The organism is Vibrio sp. 10N.222.49.C9 (assembly GCF_041474985.1).
Lineage (GTDB): Bacteria > Pseudomonadota > Gammaproteobacteria > Enterobacterales > Vibrionaceae > Vibrio > Vibrio crassostreae_C.
Window position 1 is genome coordinate 25,721 of the sequence record NZ_JBFRVD010000042.1, and the last position, 15,826, is coordinate 41,546.

16 protein-coding genes are annotated in these 15,826 nt (G+C 43.4%); 2 read left to right on the forward strand and 14 right to left on the reverse strand.

The window, feature by feature from the left end:
- Positions 1-189: 189 nt before the first annotated feature.
- From AB4585_RS17735 to AB4585_RS17795, 13 genes are all read right to left on the reverse strand, one after another.
- Entirely contained in the window at positions 190-2,175 is a 1,986-nt protein-coding gene (locus tag AB4585_RS17735; protein ID WP_372170430.1) for an acyltransferase family protein, read from the reverse strand.
- 294 nt (positions 2,176-2,469) lie between these two features.
- Positions 2,470-4,449 (reverse strand): hypothetical protein, encoded by a 1,980-nt coding sequence (locus tag AB4585_RS17740; RefSeq protein WP_372170432.1) that lies wholly within the window; start codon positions 4,447-4,449, stop codon positions 2,470-2,472.
- Positions 4,450-4,485: 36 nt separating this feature from the next.
- Positions 4,486-4,689, reverse strand: coding sequence for a GpE family phage tail protein (locus tag AB4585_RS17745; protein ID WP_308812906.1), 204 nt, complete (start codon positions 4,687-4,689; stop codon positions 4,486-4,488).
- Positions 4,638-4,922, reverse strand: coding sequence for a phage tail assembly protein (locus AB4585_RS17750; protein WP_004737238.1), 285 nt, complete (start codon positions 4,920-4,922; stop codon positions 4,638-4,640). Before AB4585_RS17750 ends, AB4585_RS17745 begins: the two co-directional genes overlap by 52 nt.
- Positions 4,906-5,622: a phage terminase small subunit gene (gpM, locus tag AB4585_RS17755; protein ID WP_372170434.1), complete on the reverse strand. Its 717-nt coding sequence runs from the start codon at positions 5,620-5,622 to the stop codon at positions 4,906-4,908. Before gpM ends, AB4585_RS17750 begins: the two co-directional genes overlap by 17 nt.
- Positions 5,623-5,633: 11 nt before the next feature.
- Positions 5,634-5,999, reverse strand: coding sequence for a phage tail tube protein (locus tag AB4585_RS17760; RefSeq protein ID WP_061016063.1), 366 nt, complete (start codon positions 5,997-5,999; stop codon positions 5,634-5,636).
- 3 nt (positions 6,000-6,002) lie between these two features.
- The gene (locus AB4585_RS17765; protein WP_372170436.1) at positions 6,003-7,139 is read right to left on the reverse strand and encodes a phage tail sheath subtilisin-like domain-containing protein; all 1,137 of its coding nucleotides are present in this window, start codon (positions 7,137-7,139) and stop codon (positions 6,003-6,005) included.
- Positions 7,139-7,357: a DUF2635 domain-containing protein gene (locus AB4585_RS17770; RefSeq protein WP_372170438.1), complete on the reverse strand. Its 219-nt coding sequence runs from the start codon at positions 7,355-7,357 to the stop codon at positions 7,139-7,141. The genes AB4585_RS17765 and AB4585_RS17770 overlap by 1 nt, the downstream gene beginning before the upstream one ends.
- Positions 7,357-7,896 carry a phage virion morphogenesis protein gene (locus AB4585_RS17775; protein ID WP_017109409.1) on the reverse strand — a complete coding sequence of 180 codons (540 nt, stop codon included), beginning with the start codon at positions 7,894-7,896 and terminating at the stop codon, positions 7,357-7,359. Before AB4585_RS17775 ends, AB4585_RS17770 begins: the two co-directional genes overlap by 1 nt.
- Entirely contained in the window at positions 7,893-8,357 is a 465-nt protein-coding gene (locus tag AB4585_RS17780; protein ID WP_372170439.1) for a phage tail protein, read from the reverse strand. Before AB4585_RS17780 ends, AB4585_RS17775 begins: the two co-directional genes overlap by 4 nt.
- Positions 8,357-8,806 carry a head completion/stabilization protein gene (locus tag AB4585_RS17785; RefSeq protein WP_372170441.1) on the reverse strand — a complete coding sequence of 150 codons (450 nt, stop codon included), beginning with the start codon at positions 8,804-8,806 and terminating at the stop codon, positions 8,357-8,359. Before AB4585_RS17785 ends, AB4585_RS17780 begins: the two co-directional genes overlap by 1 nt.
- Before the next feature lie 121 nt (positions 8,807-8,927).
- The gene (locus tag AB4585_RS17790; protein WP_372170442.1) at positions 8,928-9,965 is read right to left on the reverse strand and encodes a phage major capsid protein, P2 family; all 1,038 of its coding nucleotides are present in this window, start codon (positions 9,963-9,965) and stop codon (positions 8,928-8,930) included.
- A 46-nt stretch (positions 9,966-10,011) separates the two neighbouring features.
- Positions 10,012-10,860: a GPO family capsid scaffolding protein gene (locus AB4585_RS17795; protein ID WP_372170494.1), complete on the reverse strand. Its 849-nt coding sequence runs from the start codon at positions 10,858-10,860 to the stop codon at positions 10,012-10,014.
- 132 nt (positions 10,861-10,992) lie between these two features.
- On the opposite strand from AB4585_RS17795, the gene AB4585_RS17800 reads away from it, so the two are divergent.
- Entirely contained in the window at positions 10,993-12,744 is a 1,752-nt protein-coding gene (locus AB4585_RS17800) for a terminase large subunit domain-containing protein (protein WP_372170444.1), read from the forward strand.
- 20 nt (positions 12,745-12,764) lie between these two features.
- Positions 12,765-13,733 (forward strand): phage portal protein, encoded by a 969-nt coding sequence (locus AB4585_RS17805; RefSeq protein ID WP_372170446.1) that lies wholly within the window; start codon positions 12,765-12,767, stop codon positions 13,731-13,733.
- 28 nt (positions 13,734-13,761) lie between these two features.
- On the opposite strand, the gene AB4585_RS17810 is transcribed toward AB4585_RS17805, so the two are convergent.
- The gene (locus AB4585_RS17810; RefSeq protein WP_372170448.1) at positions 13,762-15,741 is read right to left on the reverse strand and encodes an acyltransferase family protein; all 1,980 of its coding nucleotides are present in this window, start codon (positions 15,739-15,741) and stop codon (positions 13,762-13,764) included.
- Between the last annotated feature and the right edge of the window lie 85 nt (positions 15,742-15,826).

The following is a 15,826-nucleotide window of genomic DNA, read 5'->3' on the forward strand; positions in this document are numbered from 1 at the left end:
CTAGTACGAGCAGTGAACTCGCCGCTAGATCGAAGGGTTGATTGTTGTGCACATTCAGTGTCATTACGTTAAATCGACTATCTATGCACAACGATATTTATGGAAATTTGTATAGTTTGCATCATCACTGATTTTATGTGACACATTCAGATCAAATGTAGATATCTCATTTAACCGGAATAACCTAACTCAATCGAATTTTTTTAGGAACTCTCTATCTATCAACCTCTTACCAAACATTTTCGCCCCTTTAAGAGTCCAGTGATGGTGATCATACATTGTTTTATAGCCATCGCTGGTGATAGAAGAGCAAAATTCATCATCACAAACTAATGATATCTTATCTATATATATAGCATCCAATTTGATTGTTATTTCCTTTATGTCTTTATTTTTTTTAGAATTGTCAGAGATATTATCTTTTAATAATCTATCAGATTCTTTTACAATACTTGAAAGTGGCACCGCTCCGTTTTGTTTATATTTATCAAAAACAACATCAACATATGTCACCATCTTACTTCCTGAATTTATAACATTATTAAAAATGGCTGTTTCACCAAAAACGAAAACCTTTTTACCATCAGACTTTGCCTTTTTTATAATATAAGGCAAAGCTTCTAGGTCAGTAATATTCGAATGTTTTCCTTTTCTACCCAAGCAGTCTGAGCTTCCGTAGAGTGAACTAATTATAATGGCCGTAGATTCAATGTATTTAGAGCTATTGTAAAACAAGTCTCGAACCTCTGAATACTCTTTATTGTTTTCATCAAAGCAGTTTATCTGAGGCAGAGAGCGCTTAGAGCTAAGATCAACCCCATAACGTAAGAAATCGTATCCTTCAGTAATTTTCTTATTTTGCGAAAAAGCATTAAATATATCTTTTGAATGAGAGTTTCCTATAATTAATATCTTATTTTCTACTTTTTCAAAGTCTGGATTAGAAGAGTACCTAGCTTTCAATAAATCCCAACTATCTATTTGTAACTTCCTATTGTCAATTTCATAATTCGTAAAGATGGTATTGGAAAACCTCTTAGGAAAACCATGGTTATTAATAATAAATATCGATAGAAAAAGGCATGAGAGAAAAGTTAGAGCTATAAAAAAAACACAAACTAACGTTCGGTTCTTTCTAAAAAAACGCTCTACACCATAGTAGGTAAGAGTAGACATAATTATTGTTATCAATGATAGTAATAAAAATTGCTCAAACCTAAAGTAGTCATGCTTGAGTAGTCTAAAGAACACAAATACAGGTTGGTGCCATAAATATAACGAGTATGAAATTAAACCTATCCCTACAACCGGTTTTAAAGACATGGCATCATTAGATACCTCGCCTTTGTGAGAAAACATGATGAAAAGAGACGTACCCAAAACAGGCAGTAATGTAATGAATGATGGGTGCTGAACTTCATGGCCAATAAAGGTCATTGAGTGAACAATTAAGAATAACCCGATAATAGGTAATGATTGATATGCGAGGGATGCAAAACTTCCCTTTGCTAAGTTTTCAACATTCGCTCTGTTATAAAAAGTAACCAAACCACCAAGTATTAGCTCCCATGACCTTGTAGGAAGGAGATAGAAAGCCATATCTGGATTAACTTTCACAATAAAGCTAGAAAATTGTAAGGATACTAAAGCTAAAATAAGAAGCATCCCGAACAAGTATTCTGGAAAAAACCGATTAATCCCCCAAACTATAAACGGAAAAACCACATAGAACTGCCATTCAACAGAAAGGCTCCAAGTATGGAGTAAAGGCCGATAAATACTCGCCACCGCAGTGTAACTATCTTCACCATAAAAAAAGTGATTAGACCCAAAGTACAAAGTTGACTGAAGAGATCTAGCATAAGTCACCAAATCATCGGGTAACAAAATTAAGTAAGCTAAACCAGATGTAACCAACAACATGGTTAAAAGAGCTGGTAAAATTCTTTTGGCTCTTCGCCAATAAAAATCTCGGAATGAAAATGTTCCTTGGTCCATCTGATTACGAATTATTCCAGTAATCAGATACCCAGATAGAACAAAAAACACATCCACCCCAAAAAAACCACCTTGGAATAACTGAACTCCAAACAATTTTAAATTTGCGTGATAGATAATCACTGCGATAACAGCTAACGCTCTAAGACCATCAAGCTCTCTACGATAAGACAACATACGAAATCATAATTAAGAAACATGGCGGTATTGTAAAGGCTAGGCGAGGTTAGGCAAGATATTCTTGAAGAGCCGAAGACACACATCATGCCACTCATTGTTGACACCTTATGGTTTTGGGAGATCACATGACCTGTATTTGGGGGGAATTCAGGTTGTCAAAAACGCTAAGATCCTTCCCGAAAGCAAAAGAGGGGCATTTATCATATTATGAATAGATACTTTCTAATTGTGATTACCAAGCGATTCTGTCGTTTAGCCCAAACATGAAATCATAGTTCACAACCATGAAGACTAAAAGCTCACCGCCATATTCCCCACATCCAAATTCAAATCTGTGCCTTTTTCACTTTGCGCTTTCTCAATTACGACGGGTTTATCGGACTTGATGGTCAAGGACACTTCAGATTTACTTTTTATGGTCTGGTTACCCAATGGGCTATATGCTGCATTTTGCTTGGTGGATTCGAATCCGCCAGCTTGATAAGCATGGGGCTCTTGTTCGGTTTGATTATCCAACGAACCATACGTTGCGTCCTGCATAACAGGCTCAACGCCACCTGCTTGATAAGCATAATAACCTTGCTCAGTTTGGGTTCGCTCCGTTCGGTTTTGGGTTTCATTGGTCGTAATGCCAAGCGTCACGCTCTTATCTTCAATACGGTTGAGTTTGGCTGCTAAGTTATCGACTTCTTGGCTTGCTTCATCGGTTTGAATTTTCCATCCGTCAGGGATGAGTGCGTCTGGCAGTTTGTTGATTAGGGCTTTGAATTTATCCCACAACCAACCAATGCCATCACCAATCCATTTAATGACTTTGTCTAAGCCAATGAACTTATCGATTAAATAAGTGATCGCGATTACTGCAGCGGCAACCGCGGCCACCATAAGCCCGATTGGGTTTGCTAGAACCGCCGCATTTAAAGCAATCAGAGCCACTTTTAGAATAGCGACCGTCGCCAGAATCCCTTTGAAGTTTTGCGTTAACCAAATAAGCCCTTTACCTAGCAGTTCAAAGCCTTGATAAAGACCGTCCACGGTTTGGATAAGTTTTTCGATGAAGTCGGTTCGCCAAGCAGCGTTCTTAAACTTCTCAGAAAATTGGGTGAATGCTTTGGTTGCTTTTTCCATGATAGGGGCAAGTGCTGCAAACTTCATAGAGCGAACGCTTTCTTCGATTTTTTGCAGAGCATCGTTGTAGGCTTCCGCTTTCGCCGCATCTTCTGCAGTCGCACCGCCACCCAATGCATTAAGTTCTTTTCTTGCTGCCGTTAACCCTTCAGTGCCTTCACGTAACATGATCAGCATTTTACGACCGTCTTGTCCAAAGGCCGCGTCCGCAAAGGCCATTTGCTCTTGCGGCGTTTCAAGCTGAGAAAACTCTTCAAGGAGCATTTCATAAGCCTGCTTAGTGTCTTTCGCGCCTTGTAAATCTTTATGCAGCGCGTTCTCACTCTTCTTGAGGTAAGAGCCTAACGCACCAGCCCCCGTTTTTTGCAGTACGCCAAGCCGCTTGGTAAAGCGAAGCATAGAGTTAGACAGGGCATCAGAGCTTACCCCCGCATGTTCAGCTTGGGACTGCATGGCTTGGAGTTCTTGAATGGGTAGGGTTAGGGTCGCCGATGTCTTTGCTAGGTTATCCATTTCACCTGCCGCGTCATTCACTTGTGTTACTAACCCAGCAAAGCTCAAACCACTTAACAGCGCGGCTCCTTTTCCTGCCGCTGCAGCGCCGACCTTGGGAAATTTGATGGAACGGCTTAGCTTTTGAATCGGGCTCATGACTCTTTGTAAGGTGGTATAACGCTTACTGAGCTTGCCAATTTCCTTACCGTGCTTCTTATAACTTCGTTTCAGTCGGTCGTACTCATCATCGAGATTCCCTGTATTTACTCCTGTCTTTTTTAACTGGGTATCGAGCTTCTCTAAATGGGATTTGTAACCCTCTTGCTCAGTGTTCAGTTTGCTCAGCTTAGCTTGCTGCTTTGTGATTTTCTCCGTGAGCGCAGCGCTTGGGGATTCAACGCCTGCCGCTTTTACTTTTAACTCTTCAAGCTTTTCGCTGACCGCAGCAACCGCAATGGCGTTCTTGTCCATTGCTTTTCGTGACGTTTTTAAAGAATCAATCATCCCCATTGCGGCAGAGTCATCAGCCTGCGTCTTCTGTACCTTCTTGATGGACTTGGCGTAATAATCGCTCTCGCCACTCATCCCTTTGAGAACGGCTGAAGTTTTGTCTTTCATATCCATGAGAACAGACAGTTTCATTTTCATTCTGGATAGCCTTTTGTTGATACAAAAAAAGAGAGCTTATTCGCTCTCTTGTGGTGTTTGTTCGTGCCTTTGTCTGGCCAGCTCTCGAAACAGTAATAGGTCGTCGTAGCTGAGTTTGTCTATTTCGCTTGGCGGCCAATGAAACACAAGGGCGATGTCTGCGTAATAGTCTTCAACTCGATCTATTACTATTCCGTCGCGACGAAAAAAGAGGCAAGTGTCGTGAGCAATGGTGCCCAGTTCTCTGGAGGCATATTGATAATGTCACGCTCATTCAAGCAAGAGATTCGAGGCAATAGAGTTTGTCCTGCTTCAAACTTCATTCCGCACACATCTATCAAGCTCAACCCGCGCAAATGCCCAGAGTGTGGCTTGCTGATATCAATATGCGTCAGCGCTTTGCCGTCTTTTTCAATAGGCGAGGCCAGCTCCGCGACCTTGACTTGTGACTCGTCTTTAATGGGGTTGGTCATAGCCAAGCTCCTTTTGTAATGCTTCAAGTTTCTTCTTCACGCCGCCTTTCTGCGGGTCTAGCTTCATCACTAGCTCAAACAGGTTGTGCGCCTTTTCTTTGTCGCCTGCTTCAAAGTGCCAGTCACCGACAAGGCGGAACATTTTCACTTTGAGTGGGGCGTTGGTAGCAAGCTCACCAGCCAGTAAATCATTTACGGCTTTAAGCAGGTATTCGCGCTTGTACGCTTTCTTTTCTGTGTGCGCTTTGTGCGTGTACTTAAAGACGTAATCACAGAAGCCCGTTTGACCATTCACTTTGAAATTAGCCGGTGTTTCTAATCCGCCATCGATGGCCGCTCGAAAGTCATCGTGGATCTCTTCAAACTGGCCAAGGTCAAAGTGCCACATATAAAAGCACCACATCACATCGAGGTTGCCGTAGTCGCCTTTGTGAGTGTCCAGTAGCTTTTCAACCAATGGTCGGTACTTGTTAATGAGCTCTTGCTTGTACGGATCTTTCTCTTTCGAACCCGACAATGTGCGTAGGTAGCTTTGGTCTTGCTTAAACACGAGTTGCGTTTCTTCCCAGGGCTTATCAGCAAAAGCGGTGCGAACGGCTTGGCTTACTGTTGACTCGTTCATTACGTCAACACTGTCGATAGCTTCAACCGGTTCTGGCTTTGCCTTCTGAGCCTCTCGTTTCATCAGTATGGATAACATGTTCTTTCTCCTTACTGCGGGATGAGTTCGTCACCGTTGAAGAGCACTTCAAGCTGACCATCTTTTATCGCAACCGTAAGCGGGTCGACTGTCCATGCGCCTTTCAAGGTGTAAGCGCGGTTTGTGTTCGTTTCTAAGGTGATGTCTTCACCCACAAAATCAGCAATGGCTTTCTCATCGGTGTCTTGAGCGTGAATGATGGTGCATTTAATAAAAGGCGCATCCGAGAATTGTTCAGAGAAACCCAAAGGGCCATCGTCACCCATTATGGTTTCGCGCTTCATGTTGCCGAGGCCATATTCCGCCCCTTCTTTGATGGGAAGGCGTCCCAATGAACCGGCGTTAAGGACAGCACGGCTAGTAATTTTTGTTCCCATGACTTACTTCCTAAATTGAATTTTGCCTGCAACGATAATCAAACCGTTCACGAACTGCGGAGAATCTTGGTAGTTGACGCGCTGCTTGTTGGTTTCATCTAGCTCGACAATGAGCGACTTTTTGTAGCCATCGAAATCTTGCACGATGCCTTGGTATTCCAAATCTCGATACAAGGTCAACAGCTTGGCTTTGAACATAGTCGGCGTCACAATCGGCTGACCTTTGGCGAACTTGGTACCGTCTTTCGCAACTTTATGGCGAGGGTAGACACTTAAGATCAATGAACGCTGTTTCTGACGAAAATACATGGCGGTTGCCGGTGTCATGACATCAAGGTAACTGTTGTCCGTTACGCCAGCTGCGTTTTCTGTGTAAGCGGTAACGGCGCGCTCGACTAACACTTCATTCGCTGAGTTCACCGTGTAGGTACTTAACCCTTCATACAAAAAGAGGTTACGTTCAGCCCAGTCCCATTCTTGTGCTGCCAATGAGTAAACACCGTTTAACTTGAGCGTTTGCAGGGGTCTGCAAGGGTCAATGGCCAATGACGGGGCGATTTGACCAACCCATGCGCCAATCGCTGCCGCGTCTGACAGTGGCGCTTCTGCAGAGTCACCCAAGTTATTGATGGGCAGAAAGTTGATTAACGCGCAGTTGCTTGTTGGTGCAAAGGTGATGAGCTCTGCGTGTGTGCCTTTCTTGGGTAGATACGCGATGCCTGGTACTTGCTCTAAGGCTCCATATCGCTCTTCAAGAAAAGCCCCTAACTCACGAATAGTGGTGCTGTCGTTCAATGAGCACATGATGTGGTGATATTGAACGTCACCCAACGCGGCTAAGGCGCTTGCGGTATCACTATCTTCAACACTGACCGCAAAGATAGGCATGGTTTTATCTTGCTTACGGAAATAGGTGATCATTTCCACTATGTCGCTATTGGCACCAAACGAAGCTGCCGCAATCGTCTCATCCATACAAAGCGTGACTTTGTTTGGCGCGACCATTGCATCACTGACCGCATTACCGATAGCCAAGATAACTTGCAGGTCTTCTGCGCTGTTTGCCAGGCTATTATCAATTTCAATGTAGACACCGGGAACGCGAGCGGTGCTGGGTACTTCAGCAAAACCAATACTCATTATTTAGTTTCCTTTTGGGCTGTGGGCTTGGCTGTTTTATCGATGACCACGATACTTTTTTCAGCGAGTCGACGTAGCCAGTAAGCGTTACGAGGTTTATCTTCACCTGAAGCTTTCAGTGGCTCTCGGGTTGTTGGGTCTTTCACGATCAAACTTGTTTTCGCTGGCTTAATCTTGAAAGTGGGTAGCGCCGTTTGCTCTACTTGTTGTTTATCCATTACGCTGCATCCTCTAGTGCAAAGTGTTCCGCTGCCATGGCGAGTAACTCTCGCTCTAGAGCAGGCGTCCAACCAATGAAGGTTCGTTTGGGCATTTGGTAATTGCGTTTGGCTTTCACGCCACCTGTCCATTGACCTGTTTTACTGTTGTAGTGACCATTAACACGAGTCGTAAATGACACTTGAGCGCCTTGGTTGTGCTCTTGGCCAATGCGACCTGCGACGCCTTTTAGACCAACCTCAAAGCTCTCTTCTGTAACGTGAGTTCTTAACGCCTGGCCAAAACCAAGCAACATGTTTTTATTGTTCACGGTGTTCTGCGCTTGAGTGCCATCCCATAGTTGGGTTGTTTTTCTCCGCGTTCGGCTTTGGTACGGGTTGTTGTCTATATCTCGCTGAGCTCGAATTTGCTGACGAAAGAACTGCCTTGCGCGGTTGGCCATGCGTTTATTCAGCTCAAACTTATCACTGGCCGTCAGCACTAAACTTTCCACAACTTGAGTCAGTTGCTCAGGCGTCGCGAGGGTTAATTCACTCATGGCAAATCATCTAAGTGGCCGACAAAGTAGACCAATTCACCGAGTTGGTCCTCATCGGCTCGCGCTTCGAATCCACTGACACATTCATAACGGGTATCACCTTGCTTCCAATTGCCTTGTTCGTTTTCTTGAAGGTCGAACTCTTCACGAATATCAATTTTCAGCTTGAGATCAAACGCACCTTTATCGAGAGGCTCCAGCGCGAACGTCGGCATGGGTAAGCCTTTTTCCGCTCGCTCTGGGTCAAATTTATTGAGCCAGCTGACTAAATGCATAAACAACACTTGCGGCTCTAGTTTGGCGCTTTGTAAGAAAACGATGGCGGTATACTCAATTTCAAACCCATCGACATCCACACCCTGACCACAAAATAAGGCGCCATCCTCCGCCCACACATCCATTTTGGCAGCATCAGTTACATGGCTTTTGAATAGGTCTGTTAAGCTTTGCAGCGCTTTCATTACACCCTCTCAAAGCAGTAGGTTTCTTCTGCGTGAATCAACATGTCTATGGCTTGGCGGGACTGTACTTCGCACTCTTCTTTCTTACTGGTGAGCGCTTCTTGTCGGTCTGCTGCTTCGGCGGTGGCGTCACCACTCATTTGCACGCTAATCAGTTGAGCGGCGGTCAGTGCGAATACGGCCTGCTTGTAAAGTGTTTTGGCCGAGTCATCATCACCAAAGCGTTCTTGAGATAACGCCATCAAACTAGAAAAGGGGATTAAGGTTTCTTTCAACTCAGAATGCACCTTAATGCGTGACACCGTAGCGTGATGCAGAATGCCTGCCTCTGTTTCATTACTTTGGAAATGGAACAGAGACTGAAACTCTGAAATTTTCAGGGCTGGATATTTGTCCGAGGCTGGCAACTCAGATTCATAGCGCTCGTTTTTATCACCGACAAATTCCATGATGTATCCTTACAGTGTTAGGGAATGCAGGCCGACAATCGCGAATAACAGTTAGCACCAAAGCGCACCTGAAATAGCAATAGAGCCTGCATTGAGGGGGTGTTAGTTTGTAATGGTTGGCTTAATGCCAAACCTCGTTAATCCAAAGCTTCACGTTTTTGAATTCAATGGCTGCAGCTTTGCCAATCTCTTCGATCACGTAAGCCATGTTCATCGACTCAAAGTTTTCAATTTGGTCTTTTTCGTCGTTCTTCTTACCTGTAGAGCGGCGAACTGAACCTTCTTGAATGTAGATGGATAGGTTGTCGTAACTGGTCACCATGATGCCCGTTGAAGGGAAGCCTGGTACTTTCACTGCAGGCAGACCGCCATAAGTACCGATGACTTGCAGTTCTTGAATTTTGCCTTTTTCGCTTGGCGTATTACCGTGCGCTTCGTAGAACTTGGCTTTGTCATAAGCAAGCAAGTCAGAGCCGATGATGGCCACAAGGTTTGAGTCATTTTCACAGGCATCATGCAGTAGGTTTTTCGTTTCAAGCACGGCTAGGTCTAGGTTGATGAAGTCACCACCTTCACCGATACGAATTTCACCATCCGCTTTTTGTCCCGTGGTGATTAAGCGATCTTCGTTATGATCACGCATGGCTTGGAACCAACCTTTATTCACATCTTCACCGTTCGGATTAGCGCTAGCATCGGTATTTTTAGCGACACTTACGCCATACCAACCAATGGTGATTTTATTGGCGTCAATCTGCTCTCGGGTTGCTTTACTAATCAAGGCGTTGAAGTTCTTATGGTGCGCCCACGCGTCCAGTTTTGCGTAACGAAGCGCGGTATCAAAGTTCGTTTGCTCACACATGTAAGGCATCGCCCCCATGCTTGAATGATCTTTCGGTGTACGTTTGCCCGAGCCCGATGTATCGGTACGACTGGCAATCATGCCCGTAGCGCCAAGACCAATGGATTCTCCTTTTTGGTTTTTCACTGAGATGATGTTGATTTTGCCTAGGAACCAGTTGCTTTCACGGATAGCCGCGATAATGCGCTGAGTACCATTAGGGCTCACGTTAAACTTCTCGGTTGCATCATCTACATCGTTTTGCGCTGCCACGGCTTTCACGTAGGCGCTGAGTTTTATTTTGGTCTGCTTTTGCATGTTCTTACCTAATTCAATTCGTTATGGGTTGAGGGCGTGTCGAAGCCTATAAGTAGCGCTCTTCGTCATTACCTTCGCCGGCTAACTTGCGCTGCTCTTCATCGGTCAATTTGCTAAATTTTTCAATTTGACCAGTTAGGTTTTCTACCTGTGAAGACAGAGTCTCGACTTGACCTTTCAGATCAATCACTTGCTTGTTTTCTTCGGGTGCTGTTTCTTCGTCACCGGTGTTAGGCTTTTCTTCTGGTTTGTTTTGAGAAGCGAGTTGAGTAACCAGTTGGCCTAATTGACCAGATAGGACTTTGTTTTGCTCAATACTCTCTTCAAGCAGCTCTTCTGTTTTTTTGCTCATGTCGTCTTCATCCTGTTGTTGTGAGAGCTGCTCATCAGCATGATTACGCTTGAGCCAGCTTTGAAATTTGCTAAATAAACCTTTATCCGTTTGGTCGGAGTCTTGACCTGAAAGAGAAGATAAATTCACCGTCTGCCCTGTAGACACGTAGGTTTTATCATCTGACTTATTGGATAATTGAATTTGAGTGGTGCCAAGAGAGGCTGGGTTATCTGTTAGTGCAAGCCCCGTGAGGTAAGCCTTCCCTGTTTTGCCAAAATCTTCTTGGTACTCAACAGATGTATGAAGTAACTGGCCGCTCTCAACGGTACGCAGCAGCATTGAATTTGGCTTAATGATTGCCCAGAGTTCATCATCACGCTTTTCAGCGGATAAAACGGAACCGTACTTCCAGCTCCATTGAAAGTGCTCTTCGTTGATTAACGCGTTGTACTTTTTAGGGTCATAGCTTTCAGCAATGTCATCGACCACTTGCTGTGGGACGTTACGCCCATCAACGGTAGGCCCTGCCTTCAAAATGCAAATTGGCTCGGACTTGAACATCATTTCTCTCCTAAATTCGATGATTCCAATTTACCCAATGCCTCTGCCTTTTTGTATTTGTCCTAGTTCTAAACACTTGATATAGAAATCGTTCAAGCTGAGTAATCACAGGCGCTGTAGCACTATGCAAACATGGAAAATAATGTTGTTAGCGAACCGCTCTATACCGCCGACCAAACGAAAGCTTTGGGACTGTTTTTACGCCAACGTAAGCCTGCTGAAATTGCAGAAACGGTTAGCGTAGCCACACGCACGGTTCAAAAATGGATAACTCAGTTTGATTGGAAAACGCTGAGGGATGACGCGCCCGTCGAATTAATGATGAGACAGCGCATTGCTTACTTGATGTGGGTTGACCAAAAGCTTGAGAGCCAAGAGCGTGAGCTCAAGATGTTGCTCGAACAGCAATTCAAACGTGATGAAGCTGAGCAAAGGCGCAACCGACCAGCTGGCCGAAGTGATGGCGAGAATAAGCGTGGTCGCAAGCCAAATAAGACGAAGAACGATGTATCCCACATCACCAAAGAGATGTTGGACGAGTATCGAGAGAAAACCTTCTTCGAATACCAAAAGGACATTCATGACCATAAGCAAAACGATGAGATCAATGAAGTGCGCTTTTATCTTAAGTCGCGGCAGATTGGTCTTACGTTCTATTTTGCCTTTGAAGCGTTTGAAGATGCGGTGCTGACTGGCGACAACCAGGTGTTTATCTCTGCGTCGAAAAAGCAGTCGTATATCTTCAAAAACTACATTCGTAAGTTTGCGCTAGAGATTGGCGAAGTTGACCTAAAAGGTAAGGACGACGTCGAGCTCAGCAACGGTGCGAACCTTGGTTTTATGTCCACCAACGTAGCGACCTCTCAAGGTTTTAACGGCCACATGTATTGGGATGAAGTGTTTTGGATCCCAGGTTTTGCGGATTTAGATAATTACGCGGGCGGTATGTCGATGCAATCGCAGTTCCGCACCACTTACATTTCGACACCTTCTACCATGGCCCATGAAGCCTACCCGAAATGGCAAGGCAAGAAAGAGCACGGCATTGATATTAGCCACAAGGCGCTAAAAGCCGGTGCTTTAGGTGTCGATTTTATCTTCCGTCAAATGATCACGGTGGATGATGCGATTCAGAAAGGCGCGACCTTCTTCAACATGGATAAGCTCAAGCGTAAATATCCGGTTAAAGAGATTTTCGACAACCTATTGCGTTGTAAGTTTTTGGACGACAGTGCTTCATTCTTCTCACTGAAAGCGCTACTGGCATGTAAGGCAGACAGTTCACTTTGGAAAGATGTCGACCACGAGAAAGCAAGGCCAGTAGGCAACGCAGAGGTTTTGGTCGGTTATGACCCAAGAGGTGGCGGTACGGGTGAAAGCTCGGACGATGCAGGCTTAGTAGTGGCGTTGAAGCCAAAGCGCAAAGGTGGAATTTTCCGATTCATCGAAAGGGTTCGCCTTAAAGGCTCCAGCTATGAGCAACAAGCCGACACCATTCGCGGCATTACTGAGAAATACAATGTGGTGTACATGGCCATGGATACTAGTGGCGTAGGCTCGGCTACCGCTGAGCTGGTTCGTAAGTTTTACCCAGCTTTGGTCGAGCTGGATTACTCACCCGAAGTGAAACGATTGATGGCCTATAAGTCGAGAGAAATCATTAACAGCGGCCGCTTACAGTTTGAAGCGGAATGGGATGATCTCGTTCACTCGTTCTTAATGATTCGCCAGCAAACCACTAAGGTGAGTAACCAAATTACCTTTGTTTCTAACCGCAGCAAAATTGGCTCTCATGCCGATTTAGCTTGGGCTTCGATGCATGTAATGCGTTGGGAGCCGATTGATATAAACAATGACACCAACACCAGTGTCGAGTTCTTCTAGCCTAATTTTGGAGAGGCCAAGTGATAGAGATTGAATTTTCTAACCCCGTGAGCGTGATGAACAGCGACATTCTGAGCTATTTAGAAGTGGCGTTGGTTGATGGTTTATACGAACCACCGATTGCGCTCGATACCTTAGCCAAGGCACTGCGCACGAACCCGATGCATTCGAGTGCGATTGAGTTTAAGCGCAATACGTTAATGCATGCCATTGCGCTGAGTGGATTACTTTCACGCCAAGATGCAAAGCGCTTTATTCAAGACTACTTAACCTTTGGCAATGCCTACTTACAGGTCATTCGAGGCTATGGAGGGCTGGGTGAGCCTATTAAGCTCAAACACATACCTGCTTTGTATATGCGTAGACGTGAAGACTTAGGTTGGACGTACAAGCCAAGAGCTTACGATGATGATGGGCGCATCGACTACAAGAAAGGCCAAGTGTTTCATTTGGGCGATTACGATGTAGCGCAAGAGCTGTATGGTTTGCCGAGTCACATTAGCTCTTTGACCTCTATCTGGCTAAACGATGATGCCACCTTGTTTCGTCGTCAGTACTACCGTAACGGTAACCATGCAGGTTACTTGCTGTATATGAATGAGCCAACCATGACAGAGAAACAAGAAAAGGCCATCAAAAAACAACTGCAGGCTCAAGAAGGCATGGCGTTTAAAAACCTGTTTGTGAATGCCAAAGGTAAAGACACCAAAGCCCCAGAGCTTAAACCAATTGGTCAGGTGGAAGCCAAAGACTCATACAAAGAAGTAAAGAACCAAACCATGAACGAGGTGCTTTCGGTTCACCGTGTGCCAATCGAGTTGATGAGCATTCGACGCGAGAGTATTACGTCACTCGACTTGAACAAGGTCGATTGGCTGTTCCACAAGAACGAACTACTGCCACTGATTGATATGATGCAAGAATTGAATGATGTTGTGGGGCAACCGGTCATCACCCCTAAAAAGTACAAGAGCCTAGATATGACCTAGGCTCTCAGTTTTAAGAGGAAAAACTAATTTATGGTAATTTGCTAGAGATCTCTTGACTGATAATATCCGAGCCATATTTTGATAAATGGTCATCATCAAAATATAAAGGAAGCTTGTTTTTATCCGTATAACAATATTTCTCATCACATAAGGTTTTATGTGGATACACTCTTATTACGTTCTTACTTTTAACTTTATCTAATAAAGAAAAACTATCTCTTGCTCTCTCCATATAGTGTTTTAAGCTTATTTTCGGATATTCATACTCTTTGAAAGCTTTTACCTTTCCGGATAGGCTAATATGTTTACTTAGGTGGTTGTTTATGTGATTTGGAATGTGTATCGCAATTTCTGGTACTGGATAAATTAAAATAAGTGTGTTGTTTTTTGCAAAATATGTCAGCCCATTAATAATGTTTTCTTCTAAAGGTAGTGAATTTGTTGATTCATGGAAAAAGTCTGGAGTGAAACCATCTTTATCACCGCCTTCTTTATCACCATATTCATTTACGTACATTTTTTTGCTTAAATACCAGGGTAAGCGAGCAGAAAATACTATTGTTTGACCCTTAAGGGTTGAAATGTAATTGGCGACATCTGGAGTTACATCTTCATTACACGTTTTAGCCTGTTTTTCGATCCAACTTTTTTCCGAACTATCCCACCTTTTAACATTAGGTATGCCTAAGCAGCCATATCCATATTTCGATACAATTTTATGATTTGGAAAGTTTGACTTCAGGCCAATGATTAAAGCTTCAGCATGACTATCACCAATTACTACTATCTTTTTATCTGTTTGAATATCACGGTTCGGGCCTAACCCACTGAGTTCATTCATGACTTTCGATAATTCCCCATATCGACTTGGCAACCCACCTTTATCAATAATAACAATTGAATATAGTAAACACGCAATTAACATAGCAAAAATAGATGCCGTCTTATATATCCCTATTATCTTATCCTTAAATCTCACCTCAACAAAGTAAAATGTTGCTACTGAAAGAATTATAGATATCACGGACAATAATATAAATTGTTCAGGTCGGAAATAATCGTGTTTAATCCATCTGAAAAATGCGAAAACAGGCTGATGCCATAAATAAAGAGAATAAGAAATTATACCTATAGCAACGACGGGTTTTAGGGATAAAATATCATTGGAAACCTCACCTTTGTGAGAGAACATAATGAACAAACAAGTACCTAAAACAGGAAGCAAAGTGATAAATGAAGGGTGATCAACTTCATGGCCAATGAAAATCATTGAATGGACAACAAGGAATAATCCAATGACAGGTAAAGATTGGTGTGCAAAAGCTGTAAAGCTACCTTTTATTGTATTTTCAATATTTTGTCGGTTATAAAAAGTAACTAAGCCACCCAATATCAACTCCCATGCTCTTGTGGGAAGAAGATAGAAAGCCATATCAGGGGCAGCTTTAACTATAAAGTGAGATGCTTGTAATGAGAATAGTGCTAAAACAAGCAGCACACCAAATAGGTGTTGATGAGATAATTTATTTACACCCCAAATTATCAATGGAAATACAACATAGAACTGCCATTCAACTGATAGACTCCAAGTATGGAGCAAAGGGCTATATATATTAGCTGCGGCTGTATAGCTATCTTCACCATAAAAAAAATGGTTTGAGCCAAAGTACAAGACTGATTGAAGTGATTTAGCATAAGTGACTAAGTCACTTGGCGGTAAGATGAGGTAGGCTAATACTGACGTTGCCAATAACATCGTAACGAGAGCTGGTACGATCCGCTTAGCTCTACGCCAGTAGAATTCCCGAAATGAGAATGTGTTTTTATCCATTTGACTACGTATTATTCCAGTAATCAAATATCCTGATAATACAAAAAAAACGTCAACACCAAAAAATCCGCCTTGAAAGATCTGAAAACCAAATATTTCCAGCTTGGCATGATAGATAATCACAGCAATAACAGCTAAAGCACGAAGCCCATCAAGCTCCCTACGATAAGACAACATAAAATTCACTATAATATAAATAAGAGTTCGTCGCATTGTAGAGATAAGGAAGAATAAGGCAAGACACAATAAGCTTAGTTAACGT